The organism is Vibrio toranzoniae (assembly GCF_024347655.1).
GTDB classification, from domain to species: domain Bacteria; phylum Pseudomonadota; class Gammaproteobacteria; order Enterobacterales; family Vibrionaceae; genus Vibrio; species Vibrio toranzoniae.
Genome location: NZ_AP025515.1, coordinates 444536 through 467371 on the forward strand (window position 1 = coordinate 444536; position 22836 = coordinate 467371).

General features: G+C 42.3%; 21 protein-coding genes. 7 read left to right on the forward strand and 14 right to left on the reverse strand.

Going from position 1 to position 22836, the window contains the following annotated elements; translation table 11 throughout:
- Positions 1-272 precede the first annotated feature (272 nt).
- Both tdh and OCU50_RS16400 read right to left on the reverse strand, forming a co-directional pair.
- Positions 273-1304 carry an L-threonine 3-dehydrogenase gene (gene tdh / locus OCU50_RS16395; RefSeq protein WP_017058545.1) on the reverse strand — a complete coding sequence of 344 codons (1032 nt, stop codon included), beginning with the start codon at positions 1302-1304 and terminating at the stop codon, positions 273-275.
- A gap of 110 nt (positions 1305-1414) precedes the next feature.
- On the reverse strand, positions 1415-2608 hold the full coding sequence (locus OCU50_RS16400; RefSeq protein ID WP_060469539.1) for a glycine C-acetyltransferase: 1194 nt from the start codon (positions 2606-2608) through the stop codon (positions 1415-1417).
- Positions 2609-3038: 430 nt separating this feature from the next.
- On the opposite strand from OCU50_RS16400, the gene OCU50_RS16405 reads away from it, so the two are divergent.
- Positions 3039-3971, forward strand: a complete 933-nt coding sequence (locus OCU50_RS16405) for a LysR family transcriptional regulator (RefSeq protein WP_060469538.1) — start codon at positions 3039-3041, stop codon at positions 3969-3971.
- A 49-nt stretch (positions 3972-4020) separates the two neighbouring features.
- Here the strand turns inward: OCU50_RS16405 and OCU50_RS16410 are convergent, their stop codons facing one another.
- The gene (locus tag OCU50_RS16410; protein ID WP_060469537.1) at positions 4021-4848 is read right to left on the reverse strand and encodes a LysR family transcriptional regulator; all 828 of its coding nucleotides are present in this window, start codon (positions 4846-4848) and stop codon (positions 4021-4023) included.
- Positions 4849-5007: 159 nt separating this feature from the next.
- Here OCU50_RS16410 and OCU50_RS16415 point away from each other — a divergent pair, with 159 nt between their 5' ends.
- Positions 5008-5196 carry a hypothetical protein gene (locus OCU50_RS16415; RefSeq protein WP_060469536.1) on the forward strand — a complete coding sequence of 63 codons (189 nt, stop codon included), beginning with the start codon at positions 5008-5010 and terminating at the stop codon, positions 5194-5196.
- Positions 5197-5459: 263 nt separating this feature from the next.
- Here OCU50_RS16415 and OCU50_RS16420 read toward each other — a convergent pair whose 3' ends face one another.
- From OCU50_RS16420 to OCU50_RS16435, 4 genes are all read right to left on the reverse strand, one after another.
- Complete coding sequence (locus OCU50_RS16420; protein WP_060469535.1) at positions 5460-6995, reverse strand: PepSY-associated TM helix domain-containing protein; 1536 nt, start codon at positions 6993-6995, stop codon at positions 5460-5462.
- A 111-nt stretch (positions 6996-7106) separates the two neighbouring features.
- Positions 7107-7457: a hypothetical protein gene (locus OCU50_RS16425; RefSeq protein ID WP_048657751.1), complete on the reverse strand. Its 351-nt coding sequence runs from the start codon at positions 7455-7457 to the stop codon at positions 7107-7109.
- Between the two features lie 280 nt (positions 7458-7737).
- Positions 7738-8133 carry a cytochrome b562 gene (locus OCU50_RS16430; RefSeq protein ID WP_060469534.1) on the reverse strand — a complete coding sequence of 132 codons (396 nt, stop codon included), beginning with the start codon at positions 8131-8133 and terminating at the stop codon, positions 7738-7740.
- A gap of 144 nt (positions 8134-8277) precedes the next feature.
- Positions 8278-9024 (reverse strand): phosphatase, encoded by a 747-nt coding sequence (locus tag OCU50_RS16435; protein ID WP_060469533.1) that lies wholly within the window; start codon positions 9022-9024, stop codon positions 8278-8280.
- Positions 9025-9343: 319 nt separating this feature from the next.
- Between OCU50_RS16435 and OCU50_RS16440 the strand changes: the two genes are divergently transcribed.
- On the forward strand, positions 9344-12361 hold the full coding sequence (locus OCU50_RS16440) for an HD domain-containing phosphohydrolase (protein WP_060469532.1): 3018 nt from the start codon (positions 9344-9346) through the stop codon (positions 12359-12361).
- Between the two features lie 15 nt (positions 12362-12376).
- Here OCU50_RS16440 and OCU50_RS16445 read toward each other — a convergent pair whose 3' ends face one another.
- The gene (locus tag OCU50_RS16445) at positions 12377-13396 is read right to left on the reverse strand and encodes a DMT family transporter (RefSeq protein WP_060469531.1); all 1020 of its coding nucleotides are present in this window, start codon (positions 13394-13396) and stop codon (positions 12377-12379) included.
- Positions 13397-13487: 91 nt separating this feature from the next.
- On the opposite strand from OCU50_RS16445, the gene OCU50_RS16450 reads away from it, so the two are divergent.
- Together OCU50_RS16450 and OCU50_RS16455 are read left to right on the forward strand one after the other, a co-directional pair.
- Positions 13488-14396 (forward strand): LysR substrate-binding domain-containing protein, encoded by a 909-nt coding sequence (locus tag OCU50_RS16450; protein WP_060469530.1) that lies wholly within the window; start codon positions 13488-13490, stop codon positions 14394-14396.
- A 94-nt stretch (positions 14397-14490) separates the two neighbouring features.
- Positions 14491-14811 carry a heavy metal-binding domain-containing protein gene (locus OCU50_RS16455; RefSeq protein WP_060469529.1) on the forward strand — a complete coding sequence of 107 codons (321 nt, stop codon included), beginning with the start codon at positions 14491-14493 and terminating at the stop codon, positions 14809-14811.
- A gap of 143 nt (positions 14812-14954) precedes the next feature.
- Here the strand turns inward: OCU50_RS16455 and OCU50_RS16460 are convergent, their stop codons facing one another.
- The 6 genes from OCU50_RS16460 to OCU50_RS16485 all read right to left on the reverse strand — a co-directional run bounded on the left by OCU50_RS16460 (position 14955) and on the right by OCU50_RS16485 (position 21274).
- The gene (locus OCU50_RS16460; RefSeq protein ID WP_060469528.1) at positions 14955-15794 is read right to left on the reverse strand and encodes a tetratricopeptide repeat protein; all 840 of its coding nucleotides are present in this window, start codon (positions 15792-15794) and stop codon (positions 14955-14957) included.
- 143 nt (positions 15795-15937) lie between these two features.
- Positions 15938-16372 carry a hypothetical protein gene (locus tag OCU50_RS16465; RefSeq protein WP_060469527.1) on the reverse strand — a complete coding sequence of 145 codons (435 nt, stop codon included), beginning with the start codon at positions 16370-16372 and terminating at the stop codon, positions 15938-15940.
- 73 nt (positions 16373-16445) lie between these two features.
- Entirely contained in the window at positions 16446-16730 is a 285-nt protein-coding gene (locus OCU50_RS16470; RefSeq protein WP_046223975.1) for a hypothetical protein, read from the reverse strand.
- Positions 16731-16964: 234 nt separating this feature from the next.
- Positions 16965-18749 (reverse strand): ABC transporter ATP-binding protein, encoded by a 1785-nt coding sequence (locus OCU50_RS16475; protein ID WP_060469526.1) that lies wholly within the window; start codon positions 18747-18749, stop codon positions 16965-16967.
- Positions 18743-20509 carry an ABC transporter ATP-binding protein gene (locus OCU50_RS16480; protein WP_060469525.1) on the reverse strand — a complete coding sequence of 589 codons (1767 nt, stop codon included), beginning with the start codon at positions 20507-20509 and terminating at the stop codon, positions 18743-18745. Before OCU50_RS16480 ends, OCU50_RS16475 begins: the two co-directional genes overlap by 7 nt.
- 246 nt (positions 20510-20755) lie before the next feature.
- On the reverse strand, positions 20756-21274 hold the full coding sequence (locus tag OCU50_RS16485; RefSeq protein WP_060469524.1) for an NUDIX hydrolase: 519 nt from the start codon (positions 21272-21274) through the stop codon (positions 20756-20758).
- Between the two features lie 371 nt (positions 21275-21645).
- On the opposite strand from OCU50_RS16485, the gene OCU50_RS16490 reads away from it, so the two are divergent.
- On the forward strand, positions 21646-21900 hold the full coding sequence (locus tag OCU50_RS16490) for a putative hemolysin (protein ID WP_060469523.1): 255 nt from the start codon (positions 21646-21648) through the stop codon (positions 21898-21900).
- A 257-nt stretch (positions 21901-22157) separates the two neighbouring features.
- Positions 22158-22835, forward strand: coding sequence for a hypothetical protein (locus OCU50_RS16495; protein WP_060469522.1), 678 nt, complete (start codon positions 22158-22160; stop codon positions 22833-22835).
- The last annotated feature ends 1 nt before the right edge of the window (position 22836 follow it).

Below are 22836 nucleotides of genomic sequence, written 5' to 3' on the forward strand. Positions count from 1 at the left end.
ATGAATAACCCTAAGCAACCTAAAAAGAAAATGAAAAACTGGGTGCCTATCGTCTTTTTCGCACTTCTGAGTACAGTTCCTGTGCTCATGTTTTTAGTCGACGTGTACATCAACCAGTATATGTAACAAAATCTGCCATCCTATCTGAGTGATAATGAATAGAGTAATTATGTCCTGTATTCATCTCAACTAACTAACAGCTGTTCTCGTTTAAAAACAAAAAAGGCGACAGTATCAACTATCGCCTTTTTGTTATTGATTAGCTGTTAAGCTTATTCCCAGTCTAAAATTACCTTACCAGACATACCAGATCGCATCATGTCAAAGCCTTTCTGGAAGTCGTCCACTTTGTAGTGGTGAGTAATGATTGGTGTTAGATCTAGGCCAGATTGAATCAAAGAAGCCATCTTGTACCAAGTTTCGAACATCTCACGACCGTAGATACCTTTGATAACCAAGCCTTTGAAGATTACTTGGTTCCAGTCTACTGCCATGTCTGATGGTGGAATACCTAATAGAGAGATCTTACCGCCGTGGTTCATGTTCGTCAGCATGCTGTTGAACGCAGATGGGTTACCAGACATTTCTAGGCCTACATCGAAGCCTTCAGTCATGCCAAGATCAGCCATTACGTCTTCAAGCTTCTCTTCCATCACGTTTACTGCGCGAGTCACACCCATTTTCTTAGCAAGATCTAGGCGGTATTCGTTTACGTCAGTAATAACTACGTGACGAGCACCAACGTGCTTAGCAACAGCTGCAGCCATGATACCGATTGGGCCAGCACCAGTGATGAGCACGTCTTCGCCTACTAGGTCGAAAGAAAGCGCTGTGTGTACTGCGTTACCAAACGGGTCAAAGATGGATGCTAGATCGTCAGAGATTTCTGCAGGGATCTTAAATGCGTTGAACGCTGGGATCACAAGGAACTCAGAGAACGCACCAGTGCGGTTAACACCAACACCTGTTGTGTTACGGCAAAGGTGAGTACGGCCGCCACGACAGTTACGACAGTGACCACATGTGATGTGACCTTCGCCAGAAACACGGTCGCCGATTTCAAAACCACGAACTTCTTGGCCGATGCCAACAACTTCACCCACGTATTCGTGACCTACTACCATAGGTACTGGAATTGTGTTTTGTGACCACTCATCCCAGTTGTAGATGTGTACGTCAGTACCACAAATTGCGGTTTTCTTAATACGGATAAGAAGATCATTATGACCCATTTCAGGTTTTTCAACCTCGGTCATCCAGATGCCTTCTTCAGGCTTAAGCTTAGAAAGTGCTTTAATTTTCATAATGTTATCCAGTTCATCTCGCCTAACTGTAAGGCGAGAATCAAAAATCTATATGTGCTATTGGGCGTTGCTCTATCTAACTAAAGGATGCACAAGGCACCCCTTTAAAATTAGATGATACCCATATCTTTACCAACTTGGATGAACGCATCGATTGCGCGGTCTAGTTGCTCACGAGAGTGTGCAGCAGACATTTGCGTACGAATACGAGCTTGGCCTTTTGGTACTACAGGGAAAGAGAAACCGACAACGTAGATGCCTTTCTCTAGAGCGCGCTCTGCGAATTCAGCCGCTACTTTTGCATCACCCAGCATGATTGGGATGATTGCGTGGTCAGCACCACCCATTGTGAAGCCCGCTTCTTCCATGCGAGTACGGAAGTGAGCAGAGTTTTCCCATAGTTGAGTACGTAGGTCGCCAGATTCCGCTAGAAGATCGAGAACACGGATAGACGCCGATACGATTGCTGGTGCAACAGAGTTAGAGAATAGGTATGGACGAGAACGCTGACGTAACCAGTCGATTACTTCTTTCTTACCAGAAGTGTAACCGCCTGAAGCGCCTCCCATTGCTTTACCTAGCGTACCTGTAATGATGTCGATACGGTCAACAACGTTGTGGAACTCGTGAGTACCTGCGCCGTTTTCACCCATGAAGCCTACGGCGTGAGAATCATCAACCATCACTAGTGCGCCGTACTTGTCAGCAAGGTCACAGATAGCAGGAAGGTTAGCTACTACGCCGTCCATTGAGAACACACCGTCAGTTACGATAAGCGTGTGACGAGCGCCAGCTTCTTTAGCTGCGATAAGTTGCTGCTCTAGCTCTTCCATGTTGTTGTTCGCGTAGCGGAAGCGCATTGCTTTACACAGACGAACACCATCGATGATAGATGCGTGGTTTAGAGCATCAGAAATGATTGCGTCTTCTTTGCCTAAAATCGTTTCGAATAGGCCAGCGTTCGCATCAAAACAAGATGTGTATAGGATTGTGTCTTCTTTACCAAGGAACGTAGATAGCTTTTGCTCTAGTTCTTTGTGAGAGTCTTGAGTACCACAGATGAAACGTACTGAAGCCATACCAAAACCGTGTTGATCCATACCGCCTTTAGCAGCTTCGATAAGGTCCGGGTGGTTAGCAAGGCCTAAGTAGTTGTTTGCACAGAAGTTTAATACTTCTTCACCAGTCGAGATAGAAACCGCTGCTTTTTGAGCAGAAGTGATAATGCGCTCAGACTTGTAAAGACCTTCTTCTTTAACTTCTTCGATTTGAGTTTGAATCTGTTGGTAAAATGCAGAAGACATTGTTCATTCCTTCCTAATTATTATTCAGCAGCATCACGCGCCGCTTTATGTAGGGATATAAACGATCTCAAAACGATCATTTACACTGTAAAACTAATGCCTATATTCTAGTTGAACATACGCATTCCGATTATCCCTTTAGTTGGAAAAACATTAGTGAACCTGAGGCATTAATAATAGTTCATCCCAGTGACACAGGGCACATAAACGCGTCTTACCTGTTCTTTTTAACGTCAAATCGACCTCCATTTCGGTCTAATTTCGCTGTCATATCAAATATCAATTTTTCATCTCAGAACGATATAGTGATGAATTTAGGTTTATCTCAGAAAATCCCGCCGTTCAATTGATGAAATTGATTCACAAATCACACGTAATCACTCACAATTGCCATTACGCTCATCGTTGAAACTTGTTTAACTGGATACTTATGATTAATCCTAAGCTCATTGCCCTACTTCCGGATCTCGCCTCGTTCATTTTAGTGGTAAATGAAGGGAGCTTTACTGCGGCAGCAAAACAGTTAGGAGTAACACCCTCAGCGTTGAGTAAACTGATCACACGTTTAGAAAAAGCGCTCTCAGTGAAGCTGTTTGAACGCACGACTCGTACATTGATCATCACACAAGCAGGCCAACTGGTTTACGACCAAAGCGTGGTTATGATTAATGCAGCGCAGCAAGCGGTCGAACTGTCTACCTCTGATCACACTGAACCTGCAGGTTCTATAACGGTAGCGGCTCCAGAAGCCTTCTTGAACTCGGTTCTACAGCCTTTCGTTGTTCCATTCTTAAACCAGTATCCCGAGATTCAACTTAAGTTAAGAGCGGCTGATGGCGACATCGACATATTGCGCCAAGGCATCGACATCGCGTTTCGCCTTACTGATAAGCCCGACGAGAGCTTAGTTTTGAAAGAGCTTGGAAAGACCAACCTCGTGTTATGTGCAAGCCCCGACTATTTGCAAGTAAAAGGAGTTCCTAGCCACCCGACTGACCTTTCGAAACACGACTGTTTATACCTTGCTGAGACAGACAAAGACCACATTTGGGACTTCTTGAAAGACGATGAATTTCACACGGTATCCGTCAGTGGCCGTTACGCGGTAAACCACTCCCAAATGCGACTCAAAGGTGTGAAAGAAGGACTTGGCGTAGGTATTTTCCATGACTTCGTGATTCAAGATGCGCTGGCTGAAGGCTCTGTGGTGCAGGCATTGGAAGATTGGACCATCAAGAGTAATTACCACGGCGCTATCGCGATGCAGTTTGCTCAAACCAAATACATGCCTGCTCGCCTCCGTGTGTTCATTGATTACGCTATGGAGCACTTGGGTGATAAGTTAGCCAGGGAACTAAAGTAATATTGATAGGGATCTGCAGCTCACAATGTCAGACTAACTAAAAGGATTATTAATTCAAAATCCTATCCAGTTCCATTCTAATAAATGCTGAAATTTCAACCAATTTTCTCGGCAGTGGATTTTGGTAAGGGTAGGCAATATACATGGATCTTTCTGTGTCAAAAACCTGTGTAATATGGATGTTCTTATTTATTTGGCTTCCTTTCATAAGATAATTCGGAATCACACCCACGCCTACGCCTTTAGAAACAAAGTTCATTAGAATAGATGTATTATCAACTTCAATTACATCACTATACCTCTGCTTTATCTCCTCTTTATTAGAGTGTCTTTTATAAATTAATAACGTGTTATTTTGAGTGTTATCAAGTTGCGAGATTACAATATCATTATAATTTCCAACTTCATGTGCAATCAATGTTTCATCAACAACGTTATTTAGTCTAATTGCAATATCGATATTGCTTTCCAATAAATTTTCAACATTATTATTTGATGATACTTCAAAGTTCACGGCTGGGTATCGTTCTTTAAGGCCTTTAAGAATTTCACCAAAAATAGAAGAGGCGACTGAGTTAGGCATTGTTATTTTAAATTTTCCACTAATACAATCACTAAGTGATTTCGCTCTATAATTCAACGCTTGTAAATTATCTAAAGCTTCGATGGCAAGCTCTTTGATACTTTCTCCGTGATCAGTCAGAACGAGTTGTCTTGTTGTTCTGTGAACAAGTGTCACTCCAATTTGCTTCTCTAAGGCTGCTAGTTGGCGACTGACTTGAGCCTTCGACTTTCCCAGTTCCTTGGAAGCCTCCGTCAAGGAAAGGTGCTTACAAACTGCTGCAAAGCAGATTAGTTCATTGTTCATCAATTCCATGATTGTTACCTATTTGCAACTCTGGGTCACGTTGTATTTAAAATGTCTCCTTAGTATAACTACATTCAGTCGAAGGGGGGAAGTGGCATTATAAATAATATTCAAGTAATAGAAATATTTTAAAAAATTAAATCCATAAACTATATACGGGTACATACCATGAAAAAAGAAAAACAAATTTCAAAAAAAATATATAACTTGATAAATAACATTATAAATTTTTATACAAAAGTTTTTGTTACGTTATTTGGTGATGAAATTAATTTCCGTCACAACAAGGATAAAATCAATGTTCGAAACACGTCTGATTTTAGTGAACACATGAAACGAGACCTTGGTTTAGATTAATTGATCAATTAACTTCAGTAAATAAAAAATAAACCGTTTAAACTTCAAGATAATTTCTTATGTGTTAATGCATAATTTCACAAACATTGTCGCAACTCCTGATGGACCACAGCGATAACGGTATTCATTATCATCGTCTATCAGTTAGAACTAATTTTTTCGTTAAATTACAATTTTTTATTAAAAAATCAAAGTTGAACATATGATCTTAATCATGAAACTGACCCTCTCAAACAAAGAAGGTCAGTTTGTGTATTAATTAACTAATTAAGAACAGTTTTGAACTTTTCAACACGCGAAAAAAGCAGCCAATCCAACAGCATCGCAGCCACAATCGTCGCTCCCGCCAGTGGAAACAGCACTGAAATCACCACGACAGTTACCAAGCCAGTTCTCCATAGGCCAGCATCACCAAACTTAGGTGGTGTGCCAAGCTTGCGTTGACCTGAAGGTCTACGCATCCACCACATAACACCGCCAGTCACCGACACCACAATAAATGCAAAGCAGAACAGCGCGTTTAGAAGTTTATTGATGATACTGATGTCACCTTGGTGCAGAGAAATACCGACCGCCAGTGTCTTAGCGATAAAGTTGTAATCCTGCCAAGTCACCTCACCCAGAATACGACCTGAGTATTGGTCTAGATGCGTGGTACGATCCTGAGTTGGGTCGATGATGTCACCACCCATGGTATTGGCTGTCACTGTGTAAACACCCGTTTCTGAGCGTGGGAAGTTCACCTTGTATTGCGTGAAACCAAGCGAGTGCGCTTTTTCGATAACATCATCGATAGCAAAGCTGCTTGCTGACATCACATGTTGAGAGTGGTCTTCGCCCATCTTTGAATGATCATGAGGTTCAGACGCCTCTTCTACGTGGTGTACATGCTCTGCAGGCTTATCTTGAGACAACGGCAGTGGTGTTTGTTCTAAGTTCCACGGTAGTTCTTCTTCTGAACCGTGGTTAAGAGAAGCGTGAGTTTTGTCTGAAAGAGGAATATCGTCCCACATTTGAGCAGGGAAAGTGCTCCATGCTTGAACCAACTTTCCTCCCCAGAAGCCCGTCCACGCCAATCCTGAGAGAATAAACAACAGCAAGATCAGAGATAACGTGCCACCTATGTTCGCATGCAGATCACGCATAAGCACACGTGGCCCAGATGACACTCTCAGCTTGAGAAACCCAGCACGGCTTGCGTTGTCTCTCGGTAGCCATAAATAAATACCGCTGATAAGAAGGAGAATCGATAAGCTGATTGCCACTTCAATAAGGTAATCACCCCAATCACCAATCAACAACGTGCCGTGAATATCGTTCGCAAGTTCGTAGAGGCTTTCACTGCGTGGCACTTCACCAACGACTTCACCGGTGTATTGATTCACGGTAGCGAAAACCGATGTACCGTCTTCAAGTGATACTGAGAATCGGTTCGCCAAGTCAGGCGATTTGCTCGGTACGAACTGTGTCACTGAACCTTGTGGATATTGATTCTGCACTGACGCTAGCTGCTGCGAAACCTTGATGGGTTCACCCGATGCAGCAATTTCAATCGCGTTTTGATGAAAAGCGAGTTCGATCTCGTCATCAAACAGCATCATCAAGCCAGTAATACTCAGCATCAACATAAATGGGATAACGAATAGCCCAGCATAGAAGTGCCAGCGCCAAGTGAGAAAGTAGAGAGTTTTATTGCGTTCTTTGCTTTTTATATTGGTTTTCGAACCGGTATTTACACTGCTTGTAGACTGCGAAGTCGTTTGTGCCTTCGCAGAGGCTTGAGATTCATTTCTCAACATTATTATTTCCTTTGACACGCGCAAACTCACCTTCTGAAAAATCAGAAAGTCACTAAGGCATGTTTAACTTTACTTAATACTTTATTTTTTAATTATTTTAATGGGTTAGGTTTAAGCAGTAACAAAGGGAGGGCCGCGCGGGGCTTGCCTCGTGTAGCGTTCGCTTAGAGCCAAAAAAGCGTAGCTGTCTGAGACAATAAAACTCAGTCGAGTTGTGAGTAGTGTAGTTGGAAGTTCATCTTGGTGAAATGTGGAAAAATGGCTAAACGGACACGGCTTACCTTTATGAGTATTCGGTTCGCCTTCTTCAATTTGAACCAGTTCAAAGCCGTTGACCGTACATAACGACGCCCACACTCCCGCGCTGTTACCATGAGCATTGATAACAGGCATTAATGTCACTAAAGCCCAACTTAACGCTGTGGCGAGTAACATGGAGAGATTGAACGAGGTTCGGCGCATTATTCCAAATCTTTATAAATTTCCCTTATTATGAGGCACTTGCTATATAGGTAAACGTAAAGATTAACATCAAGTTAAAAAATTGAAGCTAACGCACACTCTATTTCGTTAAAAACGGGGTACAACAGAAGCGCTAATAAAATATTACGCACCTCTGTGCATCAAACTGATTAGAAAAAAGACAATAAAAAACGCCGCTTATATTTTCCTGGGAAAGGAAATATAACCGGCGTTTTAGAAGTTGAACTTTGTTATCTGGTCACTCTAATGAACAAACGAATTAACCGAAGATCTTGCTCCAAATGCTTGGGGTACGCTTCTCGTGGTACTCTTCGCGAAGGCCATCAATCGTGCGCAGTTCTTGCTGTGCCGCTTCAAAGTCACCTTGATCTAGCTTCTGTTCAATGCTATCGATTGAAGCACTGATTTTTTTGAAGCCTTCCATAAAGTTGTCTTCTCTTTCTACTGGGTAAACACCCGTTTTCAGTTCTGCCACTAGCGTATCTAAACGAACGATAGGTTTCTGCATCTCTTCGATGTTTTGAGCTTCTGCCGCTTGTTTAAACGCAAGCTTCATTTCTTGCATGTTTTTCTTAAGGTCAACGTTAGCAAATGCGTTGCCAGACATTACTGCAGCAGCGATTAAGCCAGATAAAAGGATTGAGCGAGTTTTCATTGTTTCTCCAAGTGAAACTGTGACTTTGAAGATAGCGCCACCATGATTGTGGCACTTCGACTTTATTATTTTCGGCTAGTGTATACAAAAATCTGACAGGCACAAAAATTGATTGTGTCGAAATGCAAACCCACCGACATTCTCTTAAGCAAGAGCCGAGTATTCTGGGATGTCATTACGACCACGCAGTGCCAAAAAGGCTAGGAATTGCTTTGGCGAGTGGGTAATCACCTTACTCGAATCCACGCCCACCTCATCAAGCAGTGAAGACACAAGATCCAGCCCGCCCACGTCTTGGCAGAAATGCGCATCACTTCCTGTAGTAATGAATGCCCCTTTTGCTTTCGCAATTCTTGCGATCTCAAAACAGCGGTCGACACTACCAACACGGCTATTGCCTTTGAGTGTGGTGTTATTAATCTCGATTGCGACATTATGTTGGGCTGCGCATTCAATCACAGTTTCAAAATCGAAATCAAAATTTGGGTTCCCTAAGTGGCCAAGTGCATCAATTCGACCGCCCCTAATCACATTCAACAACGCTTCCGTATGAGTTGCGGCATCCGACGGACGAAACACTGGCTCGTGGAAGCTGGCAATCACCCAATCTAGGTTCTTATCAACACTAGGGTGAATATCTATTTCACCCTGTGTGTTCATGATGTTTGATTCCACGCCGCGGATGATAGCAACGTCTTCGATAAAACGAGGAAGTACACGCTGATTACTGAAGAACCAATAATGCGGCGCGCCCGGCATCGACTCTGAGTGATCGGTTGTACAAAACATTGTTAAACCGTTTTGCTTCGCCGACTTTGCGTTTTCGATCAGCGTGCTGTAAGCGTGACCACTCGCGTACGTGTGGGTATGGGTATCTACTTTTAGTTCCATGAATCAATGCCTCTAGCTTGGTCTCTAAACGTTTTTCAAAAAGGTATCTCTGATATCGCTTTCTGAAAAGGAGTGCCTCGTGGCAACAATTTAACCAGTTTATCAGTTGAAAGTGACAATTAGCACCTAAGCATAGAGCTTTTTGTTTACTTCATTCACCCTGTTGTTAGACATTGAGCTATCCAAACCTTATAAAGACTACCTCTAGAACGCTTCCTCTCATCAACGTATAACCGTACAAACTTGGTAATTACACCAATTTTTTGCAACCTACCCAAGTTCGTCAATACTTATACAAGTTAACAAACTGGAGTGTTTGATGAGAAGAAGACAATATCCGCTGAGTATCCACATCACTAGCCTTTTCTTAATTTTGACAACACTTGCCGGTGCCGTACTTATCTCAATCAGCTACCGTCATTCTCAAGAATTGCTACTAGGCACAGTGCGCGAAATTAGTAATGAACATCGCGATAAGCTGGAATCGGTATTTAAGCAAGCCATCGCACCCGTTATCACAACCTTGAATGTGATGGCTGTGAGCCCATTTGTGGCTCATCAAACCTTCTCTACCGAGAAAGAATCTTGGCTGGCATCAGTCGATATCATTTTCAAGCAGAATAAAAGTCTGGTTGCTTTATTCTATGCCTCTGACGATGGTGAATTCAGAATTTTCCGCCCTTTAAGTACCAATAGACAAAGAGCCGAAAACAATGCACCAGCCAAAGCGACCATGATGATCAGCAGTACTAATCTTAAAGGTGAAAATTTTATTACTTTTCTTGATGGCACACATCAAGTGATCAGTACCATGCAAGCTGAAAGCAAGTTTAACCCCACGGCCCGCCCTTGGTTTCGGAACGCAAAGCCTAATGGCTCAATACAACTTTCTGAGCCCTATCTGTTCTATTTTTTACAAACCAATGGAATTACGCTTTCTAGACGATCTGCAGACGACAAGCATGTGGTTGGGGCCGATTTCACATTAGAATCTCTCTCGTCTCAAATCAGTGAACTGGCCTATTCCCCGCAAACCCGACTCGCCTTATTTGACAAACACTTTAACCTTCTTGGCCAACATCAGCTTGATCTACCGGTACCTAACCTTGCCCCTGATCAACCCGATGGTTCGATTAAACATAATGGCCAAGCTACAGGGAAGATTTCTGGTAGTGAACAAGAACACAGCTTCGTCAAAATGCCTAAACGAGAACAAATGGAAGCATTAAAATCATCCGTATTAGCACCTCTTATCTCTGATGAACAGAAATTTGATCTCAAGCTAAAAAACGTTGATTACAACTTAAATACTTGGGCACTAACGTTAACGCCCGTTGAGCTGACTCCAAACGTCACCCTTTATTTGGCAGAAGCAACACCGCACAATGATTTGCTCTCTGACCTTATTTCCATGCGGGATAAGCAAGTTGGCGTGGCAATTGGTATGTTATTGCTCTGCTTCGGCATTGTATGGTTTGTCGCAAATCGCCTATCTCAACCACTCAATACGCTCGTGCAACTCACTGACAACATCACACGATTTGATTTCAGACGAACCCGCTCCCCCAAAAGCATGATTAAGGAAGTAGTTGACCTCACGCACTCGATTGAGCTGATGGAACACACGCTTCATGATCTTATTTCTCTACTTCGAGACACCGCAGGTAATCAGGAGTTTTCGATATTAACCAAGAACATTGCTCATCAAAGTTACTTAATAACCAAAGCAGAAACCATTGTGCTCTTTACTCAATCAAAAGAAAAAAACGTGTTTGATACAGCGGCCAACCTATCCATTATTCCTTTTAAAGCAGATATCAATGATTTCATCGAACATACTCCTTGGTTGCTATCTCAGCTCAAACATGGAGAAACCATCCACTTAAACCGAGAGGATAACGTTCTTAACTATTATCAAAACTCGATCTTCAATTCAGACCTGTTCCTGTTTCCTTTGTTGAACCGCGAGAAATTATTGGTTGGCATCGTCGTGATTGGCTATGAGAGGCCTATTACTAAGATTCAAACAGACAAACATGCCTTTCTAAGAGAGCTGCTGAGTTTTGCTGAAATAGCCAAAGATAACATTGACCAAATGCAACAGCAGAAAAACATGCTCAATGCCTTAATTGAACTTATTGCGTCAGCGATTGATACCAAATCACCCTATACGCAAGGGCACTGCCAAAAAGTACCTGAACTCACCAAATGGATAACCCAAGCAACCATTGATGATGACCATTATTATCCGCAATTTTCACTCGATAATAAGCAATGGGAAGAGCTGATGCTAGCCGCCTGGCTTCATGATTGCGGTAAGGTCACTACCCCTGAATATATCGTAGACAAAGCAACCAAATTGGAGACGGTTTACGACCGTATCCACGAAGTTCGCATGCGTTTCGAGTTGTTAAAACAACAAGCTGAAACGGACTATTGGAGGGCCATAGCTAATGGTGCGCTTCAGGCAGAAAGTCTTAAGATCCTCAAACAAAAACAATCAGAACTGGACGAAGAATTTTCCTTCGTTGCTAAATGCAACCAGGGTAGTGAATCAATGACGGAAGAACAAATAGAACGCTTGGACCAAATTGCAAAACGCCAATGGAAACGCACATTAGACGATCAATTAGGCTTGTCTTGGGCTGAAAAAGAGAGGTACAGCACTAACCAGGGTACAGCAGAACAGGATGAAACAGCACCAAATAACAGTAAACAGGCGCTTCCCGTAATGGAACCATTACTTGCTGATAAACCCGAACATAAAATACCGTGGGATAACGGCTTTAACCCAGCAGACGTGTGGCAAGAAGAGTTCGTACTCAAACCCGGAGAAACAAAATACAACCAAGGTGAGCTGCATAACTTGAAAGTGTGCCATGGTACGCTAAACGATGAAGAACGTTTCATGGTAAACGACCATATCATTCAGACTTTCATCATGCTCAGCAAACTCCCTTACCCATCTTATCTCAAAAACATTCCCGATCTCGCCAGCGGCCACCACGAGCGTATTGACGGTAAAGGTTATCCAAGAGGTCTAAACGAAGAGCAATTGCCCTTACCGTCTAGAGCAATAGGGATTGCCAGTGCCTTTGAAGCTTTAACGTCAAGTGACCGCCCGTACAAGAAGGGCAAACATTTAGATGAATCACTGAGTATCATGACCGACATGGCAACCAGCGGTCACATTGATCCGAAACTGTATTTACTGTTTCTGGAGAACAAGATCTATGACAAATACGCGGCTCGATTTCTTGAACCTAACCAACGGTGTAACATTGATCAGGATAAGCATATCCGTCGAGTGAAAGAGTACATGCGCTCGTTGTTCTAGCCTTAAATCTATCGTTTAGCTTTTAGCAGCGGAGCCCAACACAGAGGAGGCTATCTCATTGATTGTCCCTCGCGGTGTCTGCTTAGTTTTTGCCTTACTGTGTCTTTTGGCCAATAGCGTATTCGTTATGCTCGCGACGACAATTAGATTAATACCCATTAATTGCTGAGTTGAAAACACATCATCAAAGAACAAGATCTGCCATAGCGCACTGAACAGCATGTTAGTGAAAATTAGAGGTGCCAACTGAGATCCACTGTCTACCAGCTTATACGCTTTAGAGCGGAAAATTTGCGTATTAATAGTAAATAGCGCCAATCCAAAAACTCCAAAGCCAATCCAACTGATGCTATCAATTGACAATAAGGTCGCTAAGGCCTCATACCCTCTATCATTCCCAATGACTTCCGCAGCGGAAGAGAGCGACGTGACCGCGATCATGGGAAAAACGAATATTGCTGCGACTAAGAAGGTCCATGCGTTTAATTCTGCTGGTGTAAGGCTAGTCTTGGAGGCTCGATACAAACTCACTTGTGATCCCGAATTAAACACACCAGCTAACAACCCAAGCAGCAGCTCGGGCCTAAAGAATGTCGAGCCAAATTCAAACTGAGACCAATCCCCTGCCATGAGCACTACGCCAACAAATGTCACCCCCAAGCAAATCACCGTCGTTGTATGAACTTTAGTTCCAAACATTAACTTTTCTAACAAGGGTATAAATAAAGGGCCAGTACTAAATAATACGATACCCTCAACCAACGTTAAGGTTTGTAATGCTGTAAGAAAGCACCACTGACACGCAACCATGAAGATAGCCCGCATCACCAAAGGTTTCCACATCTCTCGTGAAGGCTGAGTGATTTTGTAAAAGGCCAAGAAGAAAAATAGAAATAAGCTAGGCAGCAGAAACCGGACGAAGCTCAGCAATGAGATTGTCATCGTTTCAGACAAATACTTGGCCAATAAGCCGCTTAAAGACAAACTGAATGTCGACAACAACATGAAAACTGTTGCCTTGGTAATATCAGACATAATTATCACCTCCTATGACCACTACTTTAAAGACATGACGAGATGAAAAATAGCGAGTAATATTAACCATAACTGTAAGGAAAACTTACCAATGAAGAAACTCGTACCACTAAAATCTGTTTACGCTTTCGTAGCTGTCGCAGAAACAGGCAGCATGACCGAGGCTGCTCATGTGTTATATGTCAGTCACTCAGCGGTCAGTCAGGCGATAAAATCGTTGGAACAACAGATCAATAAACCACTGTTCCAGAGAGTGGGACGTCGCGTTGTGCTCAATGCCGCAGGTAAACGATATTATCGAAAAGTAGCACCAGCACTAGAACAAGTAATCGAAGCTACCGAAGAACTGGCAAGAACACCTAACGAGCACCGCATTACTCTTAACATGGTGAACTCTCTCGCCATGCATTGGTGGATACCTCGAGTTCCTGATTTCCAAAACTTCGCTCCCTCACTCGATATCCGTATTTCCACGTTAACGGGCCCTTTCGATATAGAGCAAGAGGGTGTAGATATTGCCCTTGTGCATGGTAAACCCAATGAGTGGAACCAGTATTACAGCGAAAAATTAGGCGACGATGATCTGGTGTTGGTGTGCAGTCCTAGTCTATTGAAGAGTCAAATGGGCTTAAGCGTTGAGCAGATAGTAAAACAGCGTCCACCCATTGGTGTATTTAATCCTAGACGAAAACTAGACTGGCAAGTGTGGTGCGACCATTACCAAGTTCCAATGCCCACTTTCCACAGTAACTTGACGTTCGATGTCTCTATTCAAGCTGTGCAAGCCGCAATTCGCTCGCTTGGTGTCTTGGTCACTCATCGCCTATTTGTAAAAGATGATATAAGCCACGGTATGTTGGTTGAGCTTGGAGAGCCAGTCCCTAATCCACACCAGGATTTCTATTTTGTTTGCCCTAACAACAAATTGAAACAAGAAAGTGTGCTACAACTAAGAGCATGGTTAAGGCATGAATTCACACGCAAAGCTGACGCTCAATAGTGATTCAATAAGCAATAACGAATAGAACCCAACCATAACGTCAAAAATAAGATCTAAACCATCTAACAATAAAGCTAGCTTATAAGAGGACACTATGATTATTACCACCACGCAATCTGTCGAAGGCAAACGCATTGTCGATTACAAAGGAGTTATTGCCGGAGAAGCCATTCTAGGAGTGAACGTTTTCAAAGATATGTTTTCAGGAACTCGTGACTTTGTGGGTGGACGTTCTGGCACTTACGAAAAAGAGCTAGAGAAAGCACGTAACTACGCATTCAAAGAGTTGGAGCAAAAAGCGATAGAAGCAGGTGCCAACGCGGTAGTTGGTGTTGATATCGATTACGAAGTCTTAGGCACAGGTAATGGCATGCTGATGGTTTCAGCAAGTGGCACAGCGGTTGTCGTAGCTTAATAGAGCAGGTAAACACGAAAATGTGTTACGTAACGATTAACCCTTCCTATCAAACTTGGAAGGGTTAAATTGTACTCATCTAGACATGAACGTCCATTCAGCAGTCAGCCAATCACATCACCGAATACTGTTTGTCGTTAATATTACTCTTCTCGAAGCGCTTCGAAGCGGTCTAGGCCTCGCAACATTTCAAAATCCGGCTCTTCAGCTAACAGTTCTCTCATTGAGCCACTAGCTTCAATAGCGCGCTCTAAATCATCGATAGACTGAGCTTCTGCTCCTAATCTTGCGTATGAGCAAGCCCGTTGATACAAAGCGTGAGCATTTTGATCATCGACTTCTAATACACGATTACATAGACTCATTGCCCAGTGGTATTCCTGCATATCCATAGCAGCATCGGCTTTAGAGGTTAGCGCTTCTAAATCTCCAGGACGAATCTTTAATATTTCATCATAGATTTCAATCTTTTGTTCTGCCGTTTGCGCATTCTGCGCTCTCAACCACAAGTTATGAATCTCATTGATAATTTCAATCTCTCGGTTATTATCCGAGATGATTCTAGTCTTACGCTTAAGATCCCTTTCAAGAACATTGAATTTCTTCTCATAGTCTTGAGCAATAGAATTAAGTCGCTGATCGGCCATTTCTTTAGTGGTATGTTTGAGCTCTTTAATTGATTGCCAACCAACCAAGGCAATGAGTGAAGCAACACCGGCAATGATATAGAAAAAATACGTCACAGTGACATTCGCATAGTTCAGTGACTTGTCAGCCACAGAAAGCTCACGATCCGTCATTTGAATGGTTAAGCGTCTTTCAAGATCTTGCTGTTCCATTCGCAACTGCTTCAACTCGTCTAAGATATAACGTTCCATCAGCGGTCTATCTAAATACTCTTGTTCTGAGTAAGTAACCTCCTCGCTTGCAAAGCTCATGGTTGTTACCAGTGAGAACACTGCAATCAATAGGATTCGAAGCATTTACATATTCCTTATATATTTCATGGTTGTGTCACTGTGTCTCCTAAATGAGAGACAAGCGATAAAGCCGGCAATTTTAAACTTCAGCATTATTCGTAAAAAAACCATAGCATACTCACTATGGTTTTCTTATTTCTATTTAGTTATTTAGTTTGAGTATTAAGCATCATTTGCCAGTACTCACATTTAGCTAAGAACTCTTTTAAGTAAAGCTCTGGGTTAGCAAGCTTCTCACCGCCTTTCACATCAGCACCAGTCACTCGCCAAAAGTTATGAATCACTAAATTTCTGTGGTCAATAAATTCGTTAATTTCGCTTTTTTTAAGAGGAAGCTGCGCACCAAACGTTTGTTCATAAAAACTCAGCGACGAGTCTTGTTCACTTGGTTTTTCTCTTAAAAATGTATCCAAGTTCAAGCCTAGTTGCTGCTGCCTTTCCTTTGGTAGTGCTTTAGCTAATCTAGAAATAACATTGAATAGAGCTAACTCAACTTTTTGCGCTGCTAATAAAGACGCACCTAGAAGCGCATTCTCACTGGAAATGTGTTGCTCTGTTGGTGATACGGTAGCTATTGTCACTTTATTAACCTCTAATAATCATAACTGGTGTTACTGTACTAAGTTCGATTTACTGAACTTAGTGTTGCCTTGCTTACGCTATTTTGTTGATTTGAATAGCGTCTTGTAATTGAGTACGTCCAGCATCAATAATGAGGAAGCCGGATGCGTCATCATTCTTCTCAACTCGCACCTGGCCGTTGAAGCCACTTTGCGACAATTTTTTTGCTAACTGCTCTGGCGCCGTTTCAAAAACAATATCCATGAAAGGCAAAAGCTCAGCATCAACAAAGCCATACTCGTTAAACCGTTCCATTGCTTGAGATAAATGGTCTGAGTCCGTGAATTCAATAATCTCTACTACTTCTTCCAACAACATTTTCGATTCCATATTCGCCAGAAAGTGACTAACACAAACACGTACGTTTTGCTTACATACATTTTTGTGCTCAAAGACAATCCTTAAGTTATCGCAAAATCATAACATATTAACACTCGTAAAATAGGCTTTATTTACCTCTAAGCTATTGGGAATACTAGAGAACAATAGAAAACTAGTCAGGCGTGCTCAAGCCAATATCGTCTGTTTAAGTGCGGTAATCTGTTGGAGGTTTCAAGCTAGAATAGACTGAGAATCACTCGTTTCAACAATTGACTCTTTCAACAAACCAGCATAAATACCATTCAGAGCAACCAACGATTGATGGTTACCTTGTTCGACAATTTCTCCCTTCTCCAACACCAAAATTGTATCAGAATGACGAACAGTGCTCAGACGGTGTGCAATCGCAATCACGGTTTTTTCCCTGAAAAGACGCTGCATCGCTTTTTGGATGAGATCCTCGGTAATGGAATCCACCGAGCTAGTTGCTTCATCAAGCATCATCAACTGCCCACCCTGGGCGACCGCTCTTGCGAACGAAATAAGCTGCGTTTGCCCCACAGACAAATTTGAGCCGTTCTTTTCCAAGTGGAAGTCATAACCTTGTGGCAATTGTTCAATAAACTTATCGGCGTAAACATAACGCGCTGCCTGCTCAACCTCGGTTTTAGATAAATGCGTTTTACCCAACGCAATATTGAACTGAATTGTCTCTTCAAATAAGTGCACGTCTTGCATCATCATTGAGAACAAATGAGCTGAGTCTTCGCTTGAAATCTGCGACAGCTCAATACCATTCAATAAAATGCTGCCCTCATAGTTTTGATAAGTTTTAGAGATCAAACGCAGAATCGTAGACTTGCCAGATCCAGTGGAACCGACAAGCGCAATTTGATGTCTCTTCTCCAATACAAAAGAGACATTTTTCAACACATACGGAGCATCGCCTTTGTAGCGGAAACTCACGTTCTTAAACTCAAGGCTCTCAAACTGCTCTAGCTGTTTTTCAACCTTGTTTGATGGCAATAAATGACATTCTTCCTCTTCAGTTGGCTCAACAAACAGCTCTTCTATATGGTCAAACGCCGCGAATGAACTCTGAATCGAAGCGATCTGCGAGGTAAAATCACGGATCGGGACAAACACTTTCTCTAACGTGTTGATGAAGGCGATCAACACACCTAAGGTTAGTGCGCCTTTAATCACTTGCTCAGAGCCATACCAAATCATGATCGCGATGGTGATTGAGGTAATGCCAGAGATAAACGAAAACAGAATCGCATCGTATTTATTGATCTTTTTCTGCGCTCTCAAAAACTCATCAGTATAGCCTTGGTAGCGCTGCTCAACTTGTCCTTCCGCTCGGTACATCTGAACCGTTTTCATGCCAAACAAAACTTCTTGTAGAAAGCCAATTCCACGAGCAAGCGAAGATCGCGTGACTTTATACAGAGCGCGAAGCCGGTTTCTGACATACACCGTCAAGTACATCACTGGTGGCATGATAATCAACACAATCATCGTTAACTGCCAGTCAATAAAGAACATCATCACCAACAGAGCAATAGTATTAATACTGTCTTTAACAAGCCCAACAACCGACTGAACAAATGTCTCGCCGATGGTTTCCAAGTCACTGGTTAACCGTGAAAGTGTTACTCCAATAGGTGTGTTATCAAAATAGCGGCGCGGCAGTTTAAGCACACGAGAAAACAACACGGAGCGCATGTCCGTGATGGTATATTGACCCGTTTTACGCAGGTTATACGAATAGGTGGTATCCACCACATAACTCGCCACTAGCACGGCAACCAAGTAGAAAATGTACTCGAGCAGTCCATCCATATCCCCATGGCTCAAATGAACATCGATCACTTGAATGATAAGCCAAGGAAACAATAAGCTTGTGAGGACAGAGAGCGGAAGCATAGCAATACCCAGAATCGCAGAGCCTTTGTATTTCTTAGCAAACTTAAAAAAGTGCTTGAGGTACTTGAGATCAACACCTTTTAACATGCTGTTGCCTCCGTTTCATTCTGCTGTAATTGCCATGTGTCGTAATAATAATCGCACGATTTTAGTAACGTGGCATGGCTGCCCTTGGCAATGACCTTACCTTCATTTAACACGATAATTTCGTCCATATATTCAAGGGCATTTACACGGTGTGAAACCACAAGAACAGACTGATTTTCTAAGCGTTTAAACAAGCCTTCCAATATTTTTCGTTCTGTTTCATAGTCGACAGCGGATAAAACGTTATCCATGATGATCAGATCGGTCGGTTGCAACAGGGCTCGCGCAATACTCAGACGCTGCTTCTGGCCACCCGACAGCATGATGCCTTTTTCACCAACTAAGGTTTGATCTCCACCTTCAAAGCGTGTGACATCACCGGCCAACTGGCTGAGTTCCAGCACTTCATCAACCTGACTTTTCGCCAAATCTGTATCTAGACTACCAAAACGAATATTGTCTTCGACGGTTGCGGAAAACAGGTAAGGATCTTGAGTAACGGTTTTAACATAACGGCGCAAGTCACTGCGTGAGAAGCTGGTTACATCTTTTTCTCCAAGGAAAACAGAACCTTCATGAACGTCCAAGTGATGGTTCAAACAGTTCACTAATGTCGTTTTACCCGCCCCTATGCCACCAAGTACACCGACTTTCTTACCCGCTGGGATATCAAAGCTGATGTTATCAAGAATCAGACGTTCTTCACCTGAATAACTAAAGCTGAGATTGCGAATGGAAAACGTTTTTCCCTTTAGGGACTCAATATCGTTCTCAGACAGTTTACCTTCATCAAGCTCTGGAACTTTAGCATTAAGAATCGTCTGCACACTTTGAATGCCAACCATGCCTCGCTGATAAATAGTCGCGATCCTACCTAACTGCATCAATGGCATAGCGAGTAACACAGAGTAAGTCAGAAAAGCGGTTATCTCGCCTAAGGTAAGTTCCTGTCTCATTAACATGTAACCGCCAAAACCTAGGATAATGATTTTCATCAGGTCATTAGCATAATCAAGTACAGGCATAAAGAAGACTTGAATGCGGGTAATCTTGAGACGACACTCAAGCAATAGTTGGTTGAGTTTTTCAGTTTCCGCTATCACCCAAGGTGACATCTGTTGACTTTTAATCAGATCAATTCCAGACAAATAACTCATCAATTGAGCCGACAGGTTTTGTAATCGCTTCATATGTTCTAAATGCAGCGTTTTCATACGTTTAAAGCCGACACGAAAAATCACAAAGGCTATTGAGATAGGAATAATCGAATAGAGCGTTAATTCTGAAGATATACGCCACATATAGAGAGGCGTCAGTGACAGTGCAAGTAACACATTGAAGAACTGGAGAAAACCTACGCCAAACAACAAACGTATGCCACTAAGGTCGTTATTGATTATTGAGATTAACCGACCAGAAGCAAAACGCTCATGAAAGCTATTAGGTAAACGATTGAGTTTTTGTAGAAGTGTACTTTTTAATGCCGCCTCAGTGATTCGGCCCGGGTTAAGCGCGTAAATACGAGACAGAATACGCACTACAACCATAGCGACTGACATGCCGACTACAATCCAAACATAATGTTGAAGCTGTTGATGACCACTAAATGAAGCATCATCAATCAAATCTATCGATAATTGAATATAACGAGGGATCTCAACCTGTAGCCAGTTAACGAGGAAAATGAACACGACCGCCATCAAGTAAGAGGTGCGATTCATGCGCAGGTAGTGGGCAATAAACTGTCTTTTATTCTTCATAAGGATTCTTTGCTTAAGGCAGGTTCACAGCGATTGGATATATAACTCAAGCTAAGTTGAACAATCGCAGAGGCAAATAGACACCAAAACAATTTAGCTAGTAGCATCAACCACATTGAACAACCTATGTACAATGCCAAACTACATGTTGTGTTTGACGCTGGGGAAAACCGCCCAAAGCCGGCCACTTTCAGGCGGAGCACAATTAACGAGCTTAAAAAAGGAGGTTTAGAAGTCGAAGACCATTTACAACATCTCTTTAGCGATCAAGTGCAATAAAAATGTCTCACGTTCAATGCTCATGCCCTTTTTAGGGCTTTCCGCTATGGTTTTTTCATTATGGGCAATCGCTTCATGGATATTCACCCAAACAGGCTTCATCCCGTTTTTCACTTCGTAGTCTTCGTAATCCGTCTCGCCAAGCTCACGATCAATCTTGCACGAATAACAATAAGAGATCATGTGCATCATGTCTGCATCGTCTTTATACCAAGGACGAAATTCTTCAAATATCCCGAACGGCTTAATACTGTGAATATTCTTAGCACCAGTCTCTTCTTCAAGTTCACGAACCATACCTGCGATCACGTCTTCGCCTTCGTCCAAGCCACCACCAGGAATGGTGTAGTCGTGGTAACGTTCCGTATAGAGCATCAGAACATCCTCACCATCTAAAACAATTGCACGGGCGGCATTGCGCTTATATACCGTTTTATTATCTAAGTGTTCGATATCTGGGTGAATTGTGGTTTTTAGGTGTCTCATCGTTCTGACTGCTCAACTGAATTTGGGCGGCATCATATCATAACCAAGCGTAGATTAGAGGCTCAGAATGACCGACAAAACTCGGAAGATATTATTTTTATCGCGGGGGATTCATGGTCGTAAGAGAATAATTCCCATCTTACAAACCTCGAGTCATAGGGTGTCTCTCTTTTTAAGGCCCCAACCTAACTGAGCTTGATCTCATGCTCAAAAAACAGTTAAAAATGAGGAAATATCAACCTATTTCAATATCTTGACCAAATTAGAACAACCTTTTCTTAAATCTAAAATATACTGGTTTATAGAGCTTTAAATTTAGTTCTGTAGAACTTAACACATTCACTTGTAGAGTTATCACTTAGGAGATAAACATGAAAAAAATTGGTTTGATGGCTGTGTTTGCCCTTGTATTAGGCGGTTGTGCTAATGACTATGCAGAATATAGCGAAGGTCAACGTGTTTCAGTCGCTAACCCGGCATCGGTTTATTGTGTTCAACAGGACGGCGAATTGGACACGGTAACGGAAAATAATCAACGAACCACTTATTGTGTATTACAAGATGGTCAACGTATCGAACAGTGGGAATACTACCGCAATAACCACGATCAGAAAGAAGACAGCTAATCTGTGATGCTGTGATGCTGTGATGCTGTGATGCTGTGAGCTTATGACGCCACATCGATATAATCAGCATTATTTCTTCACAACTCTCACCCAATAAAATCCCATGATATTACGTAAACTGCCCGCGACTCAGCGGCGGTTTACTTTACCACAACATCAATTGAACAGCGTTTTATTTATGACATAGCCCTGACATTGTGAATGTATCAGGTCGATAAAATATCGATCTGTTACAGACATTTACATGTTAAATTGATATGAAAAGCCAACCTAAAAAAGAAGCAAAAGCTCATATGTCGTTTGAACTCCCTGAGTTCACGCTCTCACAATCCACCTCACAAGTTATCTATAAACGGTGTCAAACGGCGTTAGTCGTTTTAGCTATTGGTATTATCGTAAACTTGGCACTTCGAATTGATTTTATATTGTTAAATGGATCTGTTGGTGAAGTGTCAGTGACCGAAATGCTGCAGCAGTTACTGCTTATTATTGCGTCTGGATCTTTTGCTTATCTAGCAAGAAAGAAAACCGAAGTTAAGCACGCAGCCCTGCTCATCAGCGCGTTTTTCGGTGTGATGTTTATTCGTGAAATGGATTTTTGGTTCGACAAGATCGTACATGGTGCTTGGGTTGTCCCTGCCCTATTGGTTTCTGGCAGTGCCATTTTCTATGCGATTAAAAATGGTAAACGAACCATTGACCAGCTTGCGCTTATTCTTGCATCTCCGCACATGAACCTTTTGGTTACTGGTGTCATGCTGTTATTGGTATTTTCTCGTCTGTTTGGCATGGGCAGTTTTTGGCACAACGTTATGGGGGATGATTACGTGCGCGTGGTTAAAAACATCGCCGAAGAAGGTACTGAGCTTTTAGCCTATTGTTTGATTGCTTTTGCTAGCCTTAAAACGGTTCTTGGCATCACGAGAAAGAAATAAC

What these genes read in the sequence shown, in the direction of transcription:
- tdh (WP_017058545.1), bottom strand. Translation starts at nt 1,304, where the DNA reads ATGAAAATTAAAGCACTTTCTAAGCTTAAGCCTGAAGAAGGCATCTGG.
- OCU50_RS16400 (WP_060469539.1), bottom strand. Translation starts at nt 2,608, where the DNA reads ATGTCTTCTGCATTTTACCAACAGATTCAAACTCAAATCGAAGAAGTT.
- OCU50_RS16405 (WP_060469538.1), top strand. Translation starts at nt 3,039, where the DNA reads ATGATTAATCCTAAGCTCATTGCCCTACTTCCGGATCTCGCCTCGTTC.
- OCU50_RS16410 (WP_060469537.1), bottom strand. Translation starts at nt 4,848, where the DNA reads ATGGAATTGATGAACAATGAACTAATCTGCTTTGCAGCAGTTTGTAAG.
- OCU50_RS16415 (WP_060469536.1), top strand. Translation starts at nt 5,008, where the DNA reads ATGAAAAAAGAAAAACAAATTTCAAAAAAAATATATAACTTGATAAAT.
- OCU50_RS16420 (WP_060469535.1), bottom strand. Translation starts at nt 6,995, where the DNA reads ATGTTGAGAAATGAATCTCAAGCCTCTGCGAAGGCACAAACGACTTCG.
- OCU50_RS16425 (WP_048657751.1), bottom strand. Translation starts at nt 7,457, where the DNA reads ATGCGCCGAACCTCGTTCAATCTCTCCATGTTACTCGCCACAGCGTTA.
- OCU50_RS16430 (WP_060469534.1), bottom strand. Translation starts at nt 8,133, where the DNA reads ATGAAAACTCGCTCAATCCTTTTATCTGGCTTAATCGCTGCTGCAGTA.
- OCU50_RS16435 (WP_060469533.1), bottom strand. Translation starts at nt 9,024, where the DNA reads ATGGAACTAAAAGTAGATACCCATACCCACACGTACGCGAGTGGTCAC.
- OCU50_RS16440 (WP_060469532.1), top strand. Translation starts at nt 9,344, where the DNA reads ATGAGAAGAAGACAATATCCGCTGAGTATCCACATCACTAGCCTTTTC.
- OCU50_RS16445 (WP_060469531.1), bottom strand. Translation starts at nt 13,396, where the DNA reads ATGTCTGATATTACCAAGGCAACAGTTTTCATGTTGTTGTCGACATTC.
- OCU50_RS16450 (WP_060469530.1), top strand. Translation starts at nt 13,488, where the DNA reads ATGAAGAAACTCGTACCACTAAAATCTGTTTACGCTTTCGTAGCTGTC.
- OCU50_RS16455 (WP_060469529.1), top strand. Translation starts at nt 14,491, where the DNA reads ATGATTATTACCACCACGCAATCTGTCGAAGGCAAACGCATTGTCGAT.
- OCU50_RS16460 (WP_060469528.1), bottom strand. Translation starts at nt 15,794, where the DNA reads ATGCTTCGAATCCTATTGATTGCAGTGTTCTCACTGGTAACAACCATG.
- OCU50_RS16470 (WP_046223975.1), bottom strand. Translation starts at nt 16,730, where the DNA reads ATGTTGTTGGAAGAAGTAGTAGAGATTATTGAATTCACGGACTCAGAC.
- OCU50_RS16475 (WP_060469526.1), bottom strand. Translation starts at nt 18,749, where the DNA reads ATGTTAAAAGGTGTTGATCTCAAGTACCTCAAGCACTTTTTTAAGTTT.
- OCU50_RS16480 (WP_060469525.1), bottom strand. Translation starts at nt 20,509, where the DNA reads ATGAAGAATAAAAGACAGTTTATTGCCCACTACCTGCGCATGAATCGC.
- OCU50_RS16485 (WP_060469524.1), bottom strand. Translation starts at nt 21,274, where the DNA reads ATGAGACACCTAAAAACCACAATTCACCCAGATATCGAACACTTAGAT.
- OCU50_RS16490 (WP_060469523.1), top strand. Translation starts at nt 21,646, where the DNA reads ATGAAAAAAATTGGTTTGATGGCTGTGTTTGCCCTTGTATTAGGCGGT.
- OCU50_RS16495 (WP_060469522.1), top strand. Translation starts at nt 22,158, where the DNA reads ATGAAAAGCCAACCTAAAAAAGAAGCAAAAGCTCATATGTCGTTTGAA.